Annotated in this window: 11 protein-coding genes; 5 read left to right on the top strand and 6 right to left on the bottom strand. The window is 61.4% G+C overall.

All coding sequences use genetic code 11. The features are described 5' to 3' along the window. Nucleotides 1-225 precede the first annotated feature (225 nt). Together RC54_RS04270 and RC54_RS04265 are read left to right on the top strand one after the other, a co-directional pair. On the top strand, nucleotides 226-576 hold the full coding sequence (locus RC54_RS04270; RefSeq protein WP_058894340.1) for a hypothetical protein: 351 nt from the start codon (nucleotides 226-228) through the stop codon (nucleotides 574-576). A 181-nt stretch (nucleotides 577-757) separates the two neighbouring features. Continuing rightward, a complete protein-coding gene (locus tag RC54_RS04265) occupies nucleotides 758-2224 on the top strand; it encodes an IS1182 family transposase (RefSeq protein ID WP_244216356.1) in 1467 nt (488 codons plus the stop codon). A 121-nt stretch (nucleotides 2225-2345) separates the two neighbouring features. On the opposite strand, the gene cysM is transcribed toward RC54_RS04265, so the two are convergent. Both cysM and RC54_RS04255 read right to left on the bottom strand, forming a co-directional pair. Then, entirely contained in the window at nucleotides 2346-3248 is a 903-nt protein-coding gene (gene cysM / locus RC54_RS04260) for a cysteine synthase CysM (protein WP_058894339.1), read from the bottom strand. Between the two features lie 164 nt (nucleotides 3249-3412). Continuing rightward, nucleotides 3413-5383 carry an acyltransferase family protein gene (locus RC54_RS04255; RefSeq protein ID WP_244216443.1) on the bottom strand — a complete coding sequence of 657 codons (1971 nt, stop codon included), beginning with the start codon at nucleotides 5381-5383 and terminating at the stop codon, nucleotides 3413-3415. Between the two features lie 213 nt (nucleotides 5384-5596). Here RC54_RS04255 and RC54_RS04250 point away from each other — a divergent pair, with 213 nt between their 5' ends. Further along, on the top strand, nucleotides 5597-7249 hold the full coding sequence (locus tag RC54_RS04250) for an isovaleryl-CoA dehydrogenase (protein ID WP_061789219.1): 1653 nt from the start codon (nucleotides 5597-5599) through the stop codon (nucleotides 7247-7249). Between the two features lie 19 nt (nucleotides 7250-7268). Here the strand turns inward: RC54_RS04250 and RC54_RS04245 are convergent, their stop codons facing one another. From RC54_RS04245 to RC54_RS04235, 3 genes are all read right to left on the bottom strand, one after another. After that, nucleotides 7269-9089, bottom strand: coding sequence for a hypothetical protein (locus tag RC54_RS04245; protein WP_061789220.1), 1821 nt, complete (start codon nucleotides 9087-9089; stop codon nucleotides 7269-7271). Between the two features lie 109 nt (nucleotides 9090-9198). Continuing rightward, a complete protein-coding gene (locus RC54_RS04240) occupies nucleotides 9199-9789 on the bottom strand; it encodes a carboxymuconolactone decarboxylase family protein (RefSeq protein WP_058894336.1) in 591 nt (196 codons plus the stop codon). A 66-nt stretch (nucleotides 9790-9855) separates the two neighbouring features. Continuing rightward, complete coding sequence (locus tag RC54_RS04235; RefSeq protein ID WP_061789221.1) at nucleotides 9856-10680, bottom strand: AraC family transcriptional regulator; 825 nt, start codon at nucleotides 10678-10680, stop codon at nucleotides 9856-9858. 88 nt (nucleotides 10681-10768) lie between these two features. Here RC54_RS04235 and RC54_RS04230 point away from each other — a divergent pair, with 88 nt between their 5' ends. Further along, entirely contained in the window at nucleotides 10769-12007 is a 1239-nt protein-coding gene (locus RC54_RS04230) for an MFS transporter (protein ID WP_061789222.1), read from the top strand. Between the two features lie 94 nt (nucleotides 12008-12101). Here the strand turns inward: RC54_RS04230 and RC54_RS04225 are convergent, their stop codons facing one another. Next, the gene (locus tag RC54_RS04225; RefSeq protein ID WP_061789223.1) at nucleotides 12102-12806 is read right to left on the bottom strand and encodes a PEP-CTERM sorting domain-containing protein; all 705 of its coding nucleotides are present in this window, start codon (nucleotides 12804-12806) and stop codon (nucleotides 12102-12104) included. Between the two features lie 547 nt (nucleotides 12807-13353). Between RC54_RS04225 and RC54_RS04220 the strand changes: the two genes are divergently transcribed. Further along, nucleotides 13354-14571, top strand: a complete 1218-nt coding sequence (locus RC54_RS04220; RefSeq protein ID WP_061789224.1) for an HD-GYP domain-containing protein — start codon at nucleotides 13354-13356, stop codon at nucleotides 14569-14571. Nucleotides 14572-14579 lie beyond the last annotated feature (8 nt).

The raw sequence follows: 14579 nt of genomic DNA, 5'->3' as shown, positions 1-14579 counted from the left end.
TAGACATAGAATTATTGCTGTGCTGCTCCAAGCGCACTAGGTCAGAGAACAAAGCAACTTGATAAGTGCCGTTTGAAGTCGTTCTTTGATAGGGCTTTCGATATCTTGCAGAAAAAGGCTTTGCCTTGGCTCGGATAACGTGAGTCGCGTTTTGCAGTTTTACAAACAATTAATGCATAGGCGCAAAGCCTTCCACAAACATCTGCATAATGGAACGTCCCGATCATGACTACCCACGATACTGCTGAATCCAACTCGATTTCCGATCAAGTCAACTACGATCCCAACCATCTGCTCGATGCGCTGATCGAAAAGCTGCATTTGAAAAACGATGCAGCCTTGTCACGTGCGCTGGAAGTGGCACCGCCGGTGATCAGCAAGATCCGTCACCGCCGCCTGCCGGTGGGCGCTTCGCTGCTGATCCGTATGCATGAAGTCAGCGAGCTATCCATCCGCGAACTGCGCGAACTGATGGGCGATCGTCGCGAGAAATTCCGCATCAGTGACAAGCAGTTCAAGCCGAAGCCAGGCGCAGCGCCCGGCACGGCAGCGCCGACCAGCGGCACCCCGGAATAATCGGCATAAATCATGTTCGGTGTTTGCCTGCAAGCGCCGAAGATATTCCCTCTGGTTTTCGTCTGACAGGAATCCATCAGGGCCGCCGAGCCGGGCCAGGAAAACAAAAACGGAGCCATTGGCTCCGTCAGATTGATGACAAAGCCTTGGCGAAAGCCAAGGCTTTGTTGTTTAATCGGTCATGCTCAAAAAACCGACAGCCGCCCAGCACGAGTTAGAGATGGTGACCATCGAGATGCTCGTGCCCAAGGACCACCTGCTGCGCAAGATCGACGCGGCGGTGGATTTCGAGTTCATCCGAGAGAAGGTGGCGCATCTGTATTGCGCCGACAATGGCCGCCCGGCACTGGACCCGGTGGTACTCTTCAAGCTCTTGTTCATCGGTTACCTCTTCGGTATCCGCAGCGAGCGCCAGCTCATCCGCGAGGTCCAGGTCAATGTGGCCTATCGCTGGTTTGCCGGATTCCGTCTGACCGACAAGGTACCGGACTCATCCACCTTCTCCCAGAACCGGCGCCGCCGCTTCATTGATACCACCGTCTATCAAGAGATCTTCGACGAGATCGTGCGCCAGGCCATTGGACGCGGCATGGTCGATGGCCGTGTGCTCTACAGCGACAGCACCCACCTCAAGGCCAACGCCAACAAGAACAAGTTCGACTACGTTCAAGTTACCCAGACCCCCTCGGCCTATCTGGCCGAACTGGATGCCGCTGTGGATATCGACCGTGCCGAGCATGGCAAGAAACCGCTCAAGCGTGACGACGATGATGAGCCGCCCACCAAAGAGATCAAGGTCAGTCGCACCGATCCCGAGAGCGGCTACATGGTGCGCGACGACAAGCCCAAGGGCTTCTTCTACCTGGATCACCGCACCGTCGATGCCAAGCATTCCATCATTACCGATACCCATGTCACGCCCGCCTCAGTCCATGACAGTCAGCCTTATCTGGCACGCCTGGATCGTCAGCGCCAGACGTTCGGATTTGATGTACAGGCCGTTGGCCTGGATGCGGGCTACTTCACACCGGCCGTCTGCCAGGGACTGGAGAATCGCGAGATCAGCGGCGTGATGGGCTACCGCACACCCAACCACAAGCCGGGGACATTCTTTAAACGGGCGTATGAGTACGATGCCTACCGTGACGAATACATCTGCCCGCAGGGTCAACCCTTGCGCTACAGCACGACCAATCGACTCGGGTATCGGGAATACAAATCCAACCCTGAGCAATGCCGAGGCTGCAAGGTACGCGAGCAATGCACCAATAGCGCCAATGCGGTCAAGGTGGTGACGCGCCATGTGTGGGAGCGTTCCAAGGAGAAGGTGGATGATCGGCGTCGTACCGAATGGGGCAAGCGCATCTATGCCCGACGCAAGGAAACGGTAGAACGCAGCTTCGCCGACGCCAAGCAATTGCACGGACATCGTTATGCCCGTATGCGGGGATTGCGCAAGGTCGCCGAGCAGTGCTTGTTGGCGGCGGCGGCCCAGAACATGAAGAAGATTGCCCTGTTGGTGGCGCGCTTGCGCGCGCTTTTACACGGTTTGAGCGCCTCTGCCAGCGTACAAAAGTGGCTACAGCGAAAAATGCGCGCCTTGCTTGGCTTCTGCGCCATCGACCATCTGCAAATTACCTGCGCCTGAAAAACAAAACCCCGTGTTCGAAAACACGGGGTTCGTCATCAACCTGACGGAGCCATTGGCTCCGTTTTTCATTGCGCCGAGGCTTCAAGGGCCTCTTCTCACTGAAGCCCCTGATCTACCATCAAGCCGGGAATACCCCGGTCGATAGATAGCGGTCACCACGATCGCAGACGATGAAGACGATGGTGGCGTTTTCCAGCTGATGTGACAGCCGCACCGCCACTTCACAGGCGCCTGCGGCCGAGATGCCGCAGAACAGCCCTTCGGTCACAGCCAGCTTGCGCGCCATGTTCTCGGCGTCGGCCTGACTGACCGACTCGATCTGGTCCACACGCGAGCGGTCAAAGATCTTGGGCAGGTAGGCCTCGGGCCATTTGCGAATACCAGGAATGGAAGAGCCCTCTTCCGGTTGCGCGCCGACGATCTGCACTTGCGCATTCTTTTCCTTCAGGAATTGCGCCACTCCCATGATGGTACCGGTGGTGCCCATGGCACTGACGAAGTGAGTGATGCTGCCCTTGGTATCGCGCCAGATCTCGGGACCAGTGGTCTCGTAGTGAGCCAGCGGATTGTCGGGGTTAGCGAACTGGTCCAGGATCAGGCCTTCGCCATTCTTCTGCATCTGCTCGGCCAGGTCGCGCGCGTATTCCATGCCACCGCTCTTGGGCGTCAACACGATCTTGGCGCCATACGCTGCCATGCTCTGGCGGCGCTCTTCGGACAGGTTCTCGGGCATCAGCAAGACCATCTTGTAGCCGCGCATGGCCGCCACCATCGCCAGGGCGATACCGGTATTGCCGCTGGTGGCTTCGATCAGGGTATCGCCCGGCTTGATCTGGCCGCGCGCTTCGGCGCGGGTGATCATGGAATAGGCGGCGCGGTCCTTGACGGAGCCGGCCGGGTTATTGCCTTCGAGCTTGCCCAGGATGAGGTTGTTGCGGCGCCTGGCTTCGTCGCCGCCGATGCGCGGCAACTGGATCAGCGGGGTATTGCCGATGGTCGATTCGATGGTCGGATAAGACATCTGCTTGGCTTTCTTGCGCAGCCGTGCATGGGCACGGGGCGATCTTTGGTCGAAATGGCCATTCTAATATGACTGCTGCGCATGTGTCGGCAGTGCGACCTAACAAGATGCTTATAAGGATATAGCCAAATCATTTAAAGCATCGGGTGTGCTGAAAGACCGTTTCAGCTTGCTGGCATCCCCAGCAGCAGTCGGCGCAATGCCTGCCCGGCATGATCGGCCAGGAACTGCGCACCGTATTGGCTCAGGTGACCGGGATCGAAATAGAGAATGCGGAGCCCATCGATGACCTTGCAGCCATGCTGATCACACAGCGTGGGGAAGGGATCGAATACCGGCACCTGTAGCCTTTGCAGCAGCGGCAGCAATTGCTCGCGGTAGTGGTCGTCCATCTGTTCGGCCTTGGCCAGCGGCAAGTTGCAGAAGTCGGCATCGGACAGGTGGACGCCACGCAGCACGCAGGATTTCGGATTGGCACCGTTGGGCGGTGACAGCAGCACGACCACGCGCTTGCCCAGTTGGCGGTAATACAAAATGGTCTGTTCCAGTGCCCTCAGAATATCGCTCTGATCGGCGGCGAACTGGCCCGGCCAGTTGGCGGCCAGGACCACGGTCTGGATCGAGGGGGTGTCGCGCGCATACTGGGCCAGCCGTTCGGCAATCTCCAGGCAGTAGCCGCTGCTGTAATTGAGCAAGGAAGCACAACCGCCACGGGCAAATTGCCGGAATACCAGTTGCGGCTGCGGGCTGGTTTCATACAACCGCGCCAGCATGGGCGCATAGGCCCCTGAATAGCTATCCCCGATGAGCAGCACTTGTGGTGGCGCCGAGCTCACGGGCGCGGTACACCAGTCGCGGGAATGTTCTTTCCCCATCAAGGAGGCGCAAGAGGGATGCGGCAATTCGAAGTGGTTCAGCGCCGCTGTTTGCCTGACCTGGTCGTTGAACAACATCGCCAAGGCCCCCATGTTGCGGAATTCCATACCATTGCGTTTGACGACAAACCAGCCCAGCGCAGCCATCAAGAGCATCAACAGCACCAGCGTCACCGCCACTTTGCGACCGGAGGCGCGCAGGCGCACCGGGACTTCCAGCAGTCGATAGGTGAACCAGGCCAGCACCATGGCCAGCACGACCACCCCCAGACGCACATCGACCGGTGGCGTATCCCCCGCCAGCAAGCGCGCGAAGGCCAGCAGCGGCCAATGCCACAGGTATAACGGATAACTGATCAGGCCGAGCCACACCATGGTCCGGTGCGACAGCAGGGTGCGATTGACGCTGGCCTGTGGCCCGGCCGCCAGCAACAGGAAGGCGCCTGCCACCGGTAGCGCAGCCCACCAGCCAGGGAAGAGGTCTTGCTTGGTGATGACGGCAATGGCGAGGATGATGAGCAAGAGCCCGATGGCCGAGAACCAGTTGGCCACGCTGCCCTGGACAGGCGCGCTCCTGCCCCGCCAGTAGGCCAGCAAGCCCCCCGCCCCCAATTCCCAGAAACGCGACATCGGCAGGTAGAAAGCGGCCACGGCATCCTGGTGGACCGACACGACATTCCAACCAAAGGACAGCAGCATGACCGTCAACAGGGTCGCCAGCATCGTGCGTCGGCGTTTCCAGGCGGCCCACAGCAGCAAGGGCCAAAACAGGTAGAACTGTTCTTCCACCCCGAGCGACCATAGATGGAGCAGGGGCTTGGTCTCGGCCGAGGTGTCGAAATAACCGGCCTCGCTCCACAGCACGATGTTGGAGACGAAGCCGGCACCACCGAGGATGTGCTTGCCCAGTTGTCGATATTCTTGCGGCAGCAGGATGAACCAACCCGCCAGCAGGCACACCAGCATCACCAGCAACAGCGCGGGGAAGATGCGCCTGACACGTCGGATATAGAAGTCGATGATGCTGAAGTGCCCTCGCTGCAGCGCGTCGAACAGGATGCCGCTGATCAGGAAGCCGGAAATGACGAAGAAGATGTCCACCCCGACGAATCCCCCTGGCAGGCATTCCGGGAAGGCATGGAACACCACCACGCAGAGCACGGCGATGGCCCGCAGGCCATCAATGTCGCGGCGGTAGGGTGCATGGCTTGGAGGGCGAGGAGTGGTACCTGCAGGTGTCTTGTGATGGCTGGCAAGCATGAATGCTCAGGGCAAAGCTGAGTATTATATGGCCTATTAAACGGCGCACAGGAAGGGAAAACTGGTTATCCCCCCTCAGCTCCTGTGCTCGCGAGATCTTTTCTACGGTTCACAAGCCCGCCAAATACGCGCACACTAAAGGCTTTCAGGCGCGCACCACGACCAAACGATCCGGCACAATAACAAGGCTTGCGCGGCTCCCACGGAGACCACATGCATACCCACGACATCAGCAACCAGGCCCCTGACCTGTGCGACTACAACCTCTACCGCAACGATGCGGCCCTGGTCGAAGCCGTACAGCGCGAAGGCGCACACTGGCACGACTGCACCCTGGCCAGCCAGGGCGAGGCGCTTGGCACGGCCGAGATGAGTGAGCTGGCCGCGCTGGCCAACCAGCACAGTCCGGTACTGCGTACCCATGACCGCACTGGCCATCGCATCGACGTGGTCGATTTCCACCCGGCCTGGCATACGCTGCTGGAACAACTGCGGCGCGCCGGCCTGCACGCGCTGCCGTGGATGCAACCCGGCGATGGTGCTCACGCGGCACGGGCGGCGGGTTACTTCCTCCATGCCCAGGTCGAGGCCGGGTCGCTCTGCCCGACCACCATGACCTTTGCAGCCATCCCGGTACTGCAACAGGAAGTGGCGCTGTTCGCGCAATTGCGCACGCGTCTGTTCTCGCGCGAGCACGACGGACGTGACTTGCCGATGATGCACAAGCGCTCCATCCTGATCGGCATGGGCATGACCGAAAAACAGGGCGGCTCGGACGTGCGCAGCAATGCCTCCGTCGCCATGCCGGCCGATGCGCTCCAGCAGGGTCGCGGTGCGGCCTACCTGCTGACCGGCCACAAATGGTTTTTCTCGGCACCGATGTGCGATGCGCACCTGATGCTGGCACGCACCGAAAACGGCCTGTCCTGTTTCTTCGTGCCGCGCTGGATGCCCGATGGCAAGCGCAATCCGGTACTGATCCAGCGCCTCAAGGACAAGCTTGGCAACCGCTCCAACAGCAGCAGCGAGGTGGAGTTCGAAGAAGCCCTGGGCATCATGGTGGGCGAGGACGGGCGCGGCATCCCCACCATCATCGAGATGGCCAACCATACCCGTCTGGATTGCGTCATCGGCAGCACCGCGCTGATGCGACAAGCGCTGGTGCAGGCGATCCACCATGCACGTCATCGCAGCGCCTTCGGCCGCTTGCTGGCCGAGCAGCCCCTCATGCGCGCCGTGCTGGCCGACCTGGCCCTGGAGAGCGAGGCCGCCACCATGCTGATGCTGCGCCTGGCCCATGCCTTCGATGCCCCGGACGATCCGCTGCAACGCGCCTGGAAGCGTATCGTCACGCCCGCCGCCAAGTTCTGGATCTGCAAGCGCGCATTGGAATTCACCGGGGAATGCATGGAAGTCTGGGGCGGCAACGGCTACGTCGAGAACGGGCCGATGGCACGGCTCTATCGTGAAGCGCCCGTCAATTCGATCTGGGAAGGTTCCGGCAATGTGATGTGCCTGGATGTATTGCGCGCCATCGAGCACGAGACCGAAGGTTTCGCGCTGCTGCTGATGGCGCTGGACGATGCAGCCGCTGTGCATTCGGCACTGGCACAGCGTGTACGCGATCTGAAACAATGGCTGGCGGCACCGGAAGAACAACGTCAGGCTGGCGCTCGCCGTTTGGTCCAGCAACTGGTGCTGGCCCTGCAGATGATGCTCATGCTGCGTCATGCCCCTGGCGAATCTGCCGAGGCATTCCTGGCCAGTCGTTGCGATCGCGATGGTGGACGCGTCTACGGCACGCTGGCCGTCACCAGCCTGGCGGCGCAGCAAGCCATCCTGCAGCGCGCCTGGCCGACCGTGTGAGCCTGTCTGCGGCCCTCGCTCAACCCGGCAGCGACGGCATCAGCGGGCTGCGCTCGGCCCAGCCCAGGAAGAGCTTGCCCCGACGCGGGCGCACGCGACGCTTCTTCATGGCGCAATAGACCAGTTCGGCCAAGGTGCGTTGCTCGGCCGGGCTCATGGTCAGCGACATGCGATACATGCGCAGCAGCATGAGGGCATTGTTCATGAAGGCGGTGTCAGCCGCATCACTGCGCGCCAGTGCCGCCATCTGCGCCGCCAGCGTGAGCGTGCGCGCTGCATCGCCGGCGGCAGCTTGCGCCTGCTGACGCAGCACTGGCAGATCCTGCAGGGCGATGCGTTCCAGCGCCATGCGGTACGAGGCTTCCAGTCCCCTGCCCTCGCCGGCCGGCTCTCCGATGCCCACACCTGCCAGGCCGGCCAGCAGTTTTTCCAGGGCGCTGAAGCTGACCTGGTGACCGCTCAGTTCACCGTCGCGCCAGCCGCCACCGGCCGGATCGAGCAGCCAAGCCAAAAAGCCATGATCGAGCTGCGTCATGCTGGCGGCACGACTGCTCAACAAGCGCTGGGCAATGACCGCATCGGCGTTGCTCATGCGCGCCGTCTGCGCAAGGCCATTACCAGGCACATCCTTACCTGCAGCCGCAGCAGCACCTCGCGTATTTGCAGCACCGGCGCGCGCGCGGCGGTAGGCGGCCAGATCACGGGCCAGGGCATCCACCTCTTCCAATGCCATCTCATGGGTCTGGGCGTAGGCATAGGCCTCGGCCAGCAGGCGCCGGTCATCGTAGGCCAGGAAATCGCGATTGAGCGCCCCCGCTCCGGCGCGGCGCAATGGGGCCGGCTCCTCCTCGCGCCGCGAGAGACCGAACACCCGTTGCAGCAACACCAGATAGGCACTGTCCTGCACGTTGTGGGCAATGTTGTTGACCTGTACCAGGTCGGCCAGGCGCGGCGCGGCAGCGATCAGTTCGGCCAGCGACGGCCCCAGGCGTGGCAAGACCAGGCCGCGGATGACGCCACCGGCCAGCGCCATCGGCCCTAGTGGCAAGACCAAGGTTTCCAACATGCGCGCCAGGTCGGCCTGCTGCTGCAGCGGTAAAGGCGATTGCGGCTGCCACTGATAGAGGTCCAGATATTGCTGCAGCAATTGCGCATAGTTGGAAGGATAGGCGGTCTGCTCCAGCGTCGACAGACTGGCGTAGAACACCAGGGCTGCCGCGATGACCGGCTTCCAGTCGCCGCTGTCAAGGGCACGCTGAAATACCGGTGCCCAGAATTTCTGGTCCAGCTCGGTACGCTGGTTGGCGGCGGCATAGCGTTCGTTGACGGTGTAGGCGCCACTATCGTCATAGACGATGGCCGACAGCTCGGCGCGCGACAAACCCGTGAATGGATTGGCGGCGCGGCCATACAAGGAGTCGGTGGCCTGACGCGCCTGCACCAGGCGCTGGGCATCCTCCGAGGGCGGCAGTTGCGCATCGGCAAAAGCGATCGCATCGGCGCCACGACGCGCGGCTACCAATTGGGCTTCGATCGCAAAGAGCGTATTGCGCGTGATCGGGCGCGCAGCACCACCAACAGTCTCGAGCAGGACTTGGACCGCCTCGGTGGAGCCGACCGCAGCCGTGGTGACATTGTCGACGGCACTGGCCAGCGCGGCCATGAGCTTGCCTTGCGCCGATAACGACAGTGTCACGCCTTCTTCCGGCAAGGCCTGCTCAACGGCTGGCCGGGGCGCCGATGTGGGGGGCGACGCGCCGTCACCGCGAGGAGGATATTGCGAGGCCAGTTGCGTGAGGGCCTCGCGGGCCATGATGGTCAGATCGGTTTCCATCGTCATGTTCGCTCTCCTGGTTCGGAGTTCTCATGACTTGGTTACGGTAAAAGATCGTCAATCTTTACACTTGCAAATCAGCATCTTCTCAGGCGGGACGTGACGTATCGCCCAATCAGACAGACGCTGACGGCGGCTCCGCAAAGGGCAGTTGATCCTCGCCCTGCCCTTCGGCGCGCATAGCGAAGGTGTTCAAGGTCATGGCCACCAGCGCGTAATAACCGAGCAGACCCACCAGGTTCACCACCACCTGCAGGCCGAACATCTCGCAGGCCTGCGCATAGGTGGTCTCGGAGACGCGTTTGTCACGATACAGCTCGCTGGCAAAGCGCCAGACCAGCGCTTCATCGGCGGCGACGAAATGCGGGCTCTGGCCCAGGCGGATCTGCTCGGCCACGGCCGGGTCGATACCTGCCTCGATGGCGATGGGCAAGTGGATGAACCACTCCGCCTGCGATTGCCAGCACGCCGCCGTGGTCAGAATGGCCAGTTCCGACAAGCGTAGCGGCAAGCCGGTGTCATAACGGCAAAAGGCGCCCAGACGTTGGGCCAGTTCGCCCAGCGGCGGACTGTGGATCCAGGCCACGAAAGGGCCGTTGAGATTCTTGCGCGGGCCGGCCAGGATGGCGTCGAGCATCGCACGCTGGTCGGGACGCATCGCCTCGCGTGTGATGGCAGGCAGGCGGGTAGGTTGAGGTTGAACCATGCAAACTCCAGAAAACGAACAGGGAAGTGCGCTAGTGTGCCCGCAATCGCCGTGGGCGGTCATCCCCTATTGCGTAGCCAGGGTGATGCGGCGCTTTTCCTGACGTGGCAGGTATTGGTTGGGCGTGCTGCGCAAGGCCTTGCGGAACATGCTGGAAAACGCACTCTGGCTGCGATAGCCCAAGGCCTGCGCCACCACCCCGACCGCATCTCCACGCGCCAGCCGCACCAGCGCTTCGCTCAGATGCACCTGCTGCACCCAGTGGCGAAACTGCAGACCGGTCTCCCTGGGAAAGAGACGGATTACCGTGCGCACGCTGGCCCCGCCCAGCCCGGCCCAGTCGGCCAGTGAAAACTGACGGCCGGGATCGGCCAGAATGGCTTCGCAGATGGCTTGCAGGCGACGATCACGGGGCCAGGGGATGGCCACCGGAATGGCGGGTGCCCGCCCCAGCTCGGAGAGGATCAATTCGGCCACGTGACCGGCACGGCTGTGCGGAGCATAGTCGCGCGGCTCGGCCAGCAAGGCCAGGATCAGCTCGCGCAGCAGCACCGACACTTCCAGCAGACGACATTGCGCACCGATCACCTGCCCCTCCACTTCGCCAATGTACAACGTGCGCATACTCACCTTGCTCAACATGCGAATCTCATGCTCCACCTGGGGCGGCACCCACAGCGCCCGCTGCGGCGGCACCATCCACACCCCTTGCGGGGTTCGCACCTGCATCACGCCTTCCACCGCATAGAGCAACTGACCACGCCGATGCGAGTGTGCCCGCAGCAGGTCGCGATAGGCCAGCTCGCGCGCAAAGGCTACTACGGCACTGCCCAGATGCTGGAAGGCATCCACTTCGGCGCTGGGACAAACGGAGGTGAGTTGGACACGCATGGCATTTAATCGCCAATAATTGGCATCAGCATCAATAGGTGCCAATGATACGCTTGCCTCCTCCATTCTGTTTGCGATCCCCCACACCATGACCAGTGCCACCGACTCCACCGCGTCCGTCGCCGCCAGTGCCGACGCCCCAGCTTCTTCCGCCGCCATCGCCGCCCAGCCGCTGGTGATGAGCATCATCCTGGCTTGCGGCGGCGCGCACCTGATCAATGACATGATCCAGGCCCTGTTGCCCTCGATCTACCCGATGTTGAAGACCGGCTATGGCTTGAGCTTCACCCAGGTCGGCCTGATCACACTGACCTTCCAGGTCACCGCCTCGCTGCTGCAACCCTGGATCGGCATGTATACCGACCGTCATCCACAGCCCTGGCTGTTGCCCTGCGGCGCGGTCGCCACCCTGCTGGGCATCGTATTGCTGGCGCTGGCGGGCAGCTTCGAAGCCTTCCTGCTGGCAGCCGCCCTGATCGGCATCGGCTCCTCCACCTTCCACCCGGAAGCCTCGCGCATTGCGCGCATGGCCTCGGGCGGGCGCTTCGGCCTGGCGCAATCGACCTTCCAGGTCGGCGGCAATGCCGGCTCGGCCTTCGGCCCCTTGCTGGCGGCGGCCATCGTAGTGCCTTATGGCCAGACCAACGTGGCCTGGTTCGTGCTGCTGTCGGTGCTGGCCATCGTGGTGCTCTCCCGCGTGTCGGCCTGGTATCGCGGCCACCTGGCAGCAGGCAAGGGCCGCGGCAAGGTGCGTGCAGCCCATCAACTACCCGCGTCGACCGTGCGGCGCGCACTCGTGGTGCTGGCGCTGCTGGTGTTTTCCAAGTACTTCTACATGGCCAGCTTTACCAGCTACTTCACCTTCTACCTGATCGAACGCTTCCAGATGTCGGTGGCATCCTCGCAGCTCTACCTGTTCCTGTTCCTTGCTGCGGTGGCGGTAGGCACCTTCGTGGGTGGCCCGATTGGTGACCGCATTGGTCGCAAGCTGGTGATCTGGATCTCGATCCTGGGCGCCGCCCCCTTCGCACTGATGCTGCCGCACGCCAACCTGTTCTGGACAGCCGTGCTGTCGGTGCTCATCGGGCTGATCATTTCCTCGGCCTTCTCGGCCATCGTGGTCTATGCCCAAGAACTGGTGCCGGGCAAGGTGGGCATGATTGCCGGGGTGTTCTTCGGCCTCATGTTCGGCTTCGGCGGCATCGGCGCCGCCCTGCTGGGCCACCTGGCAGACCTCTACGGCATTGCCTGGGTCTATGGCCTATGCGCCTTCCTGCCGCTGGCCGGCCTGCTGACCGTATTGTTGCCGGACGTGCGGGAACGCTGAGCAACACCGCCGCCAGAGGTAATCGCAGGACGCAAAAAAACGCGCTGGCCCGCAAGCCAGCGCGTTTTTTATCGGAACTGAACCGGCTCTGTCATCAGGCCGCAGCCAGCAAGGCCGGATCAGCAAGCTTGCTGCGACGACGCCAGGCCATCCAGCCCACCAAAGCCAGGCCGGCCAGCAACATGGCATAGGTCGAGGGTTCCGGCACCGGCGCCACGTTATGCAGCGATGCGTTGGCTGAGAACATGGTCAGGTTGGAAAACGCTGGTACCTGGTTGCCATTGTTGGTCCAGTTGATTACAAAGGTACCGCTCTTGGTCTGGCCAGCGTTCAGGACCAGGTTATCGAACAGGAAGGAACCGGTGTAGCCACCCGCGTGGATGCCCAGCACCAGATCCATCTGCAGGCTCTTGCTGGAGGTGATGCTCCAGGTACCGGACGTGCTGTCGCTACCCAGATTCATGCTCACCGTGAAGGTGGAACCCAGTACGCTGGAAGATGCGCCAGACAGGGTCCCAGTGGAACCGAACTTGCTCAGCAGATTCCAGTTACCGCCGCCGAAGGCGCTGCTAAAGAGTGAACTGTCACCGTTGGGACCGCCCTGAGCATTGCCGCTGGCGACGGTGAAGCTGCTGGCTTGCTGACCGTCCAGGGTGACGTCGGCCACCGACGGAGTCACCAAAGTCGAGCCACCGGAACTGCCCGAATTACCGGAGCCGCCCCCGCCATTGTGACCACCGGGTGCTGCTACCGCGATTGAACTGGCTACCAGAAGGATGGCTGCAATCAAGGCTTTCATATGTTCCTTTTTGTTGTCTAATTGATATTAATGTAAAACAAATTTTAATCAAAAGACAACTAAATTTTGAACAAATTGACAACTTTGTTTGAACTCTGCCACAAAGCATTTCCTGTCCGAAACCCCTTGCCAGACGGCATTGCGCAAGCCTGACACTTGATTTACCCAGGAGCAGCAAAAGCATTTTCGATTTTTCCGGCGATTTAAGTCTGGCTTAATTTTCGGCGCCTACAGTGAGCACATCGGAAACACTTCTTCCCCTTGTCCGCTGCGACGACATCCAGCGGATCTTTCAGCCCGTCCACTCCCCCGGACGGGCTTTTTTTCGTCCCTGTCATCGCCAGATTGCCTTTTGACGCGTGTGTGACGCACAGCTGGAACAATATGGGCAGAATTGCAACAAGCAGAACCTTTCACTTATGCTCCACCATATGAGATGATTAACAACTAGAAATCCTGACCCATACTACCTCCAGCGCAGCACCGCACCCGGAATGGGTGGCCGAGCTAACCTGTTCCCCCGGCGCGCCGGAGAGATGCACGAGAAATGTTGAAAAAAATCAAAACGGAGGATCTGGTCCTCGGCATGTATTTCTGTGGCTTCGAAGCCGCATGGCTGGACCATCCGTTCTGGAAGAACAAGTTCCTCCTCAAGCATGAAAGCGAACTGAAACAGGCTCATGAGAGCGGTATCGCCTATTGCTGGATCGATCCCGCGCGGGGCCTGGATGTGGCCGAGCAAGAACCCGCACAAGAGCAGGACGAGTCCCCTGCCAGCACTGAACCCGAGCCACTGCAGGAACCGCCCGAGCCGGGCATCGATATCGCCCTGCTGGACGCCGCAGCCCTGCGCGAGAATGCCAAGAAAGCCACCATGGCCATGTTCAGCGCCGCCCGCATGGGCAAGGTGCTGGACATGGATCGTTGCGTATCGGTAGTGGAAGAAATCGCCGGCTCGGTGGTGCAAAGCCCCAATGGTTTGCTCAGCGTGCTGCGTCTGAAACTGGCCGATGAATACACCTATCTGCACTCGGTCGCCGTCTGCGCACTGATGGTGGCGCTGGGCCGTACTCTGGGGCTGGATGAAACCGCCTGTCGCGAAGCCGGCCTGGGCGGTTTCCTGCATGACGTGGGTAAGGCCTTCCTGCCGCAGGAGGTGCTCAACAAGCCCGGCAGGCTCACCGATGAAGAGTTTTCCCAGATCAAGAAACACCCCGAGCTGGGCTACAAGTATCTGAGCCTGGACCCCAACGTCCCCGACTACGCGCGCGACGTCTGTCTGCACCATCACGAAAAGATGGATGGCACCGGTTACCCGGAGTCGCTGCGGGCTGGCAACATCAGCCTGTATTCACGCATGGCCGCCATCTGCGATGTCTATGACGCCCTCACCTCGGACCGCCCCTACAAGCGCGCCTGGGATCCGGCTGAAGCAATTTCCAGCATGGCCACCTGGACCGGCCACTTCGACCGCGCCATGTTCCTGGCCTTCGTCAAGACGCTGGGGATCTATCCGGTGGGTTCCATCGTCAAGCTGGAATCGGGCCGCTCGGGCTTCGTCATCCGGCAGAATGCCCAGGACCTCACGCGCCCGGTGTTGAAGGTGTTCCGCTACAACGACAACATGGAAATGAGCGACACAGAAATCCTCGACCTGATGGCCACCCCCGAAGCCGATACCATCATCGCCCGTGGCGGCGAGGAATGGGCGCGCCTGAGCCATCTGGACGCGATGCAATTGCTCAGCACCGGCACGCCGGGCTGAACAAGCGC

The organism is Herbaspirillum rubrisubalbicans (assembly GCF_003719195.1).
Taxonomy (GTDB): Bacteria; Pseudomonadota; Gammaproteobacteria; order Burkholderiales; family Burkholderiaceae_D; genus Herbaspirillum; species Herbaspirillum rubrisubalbicans.
The sequence above is the reverse complement of the archived record's forward strand: the minus strand, read 5'-3'. Positions and strand labels throughout refer to the sequence as shown.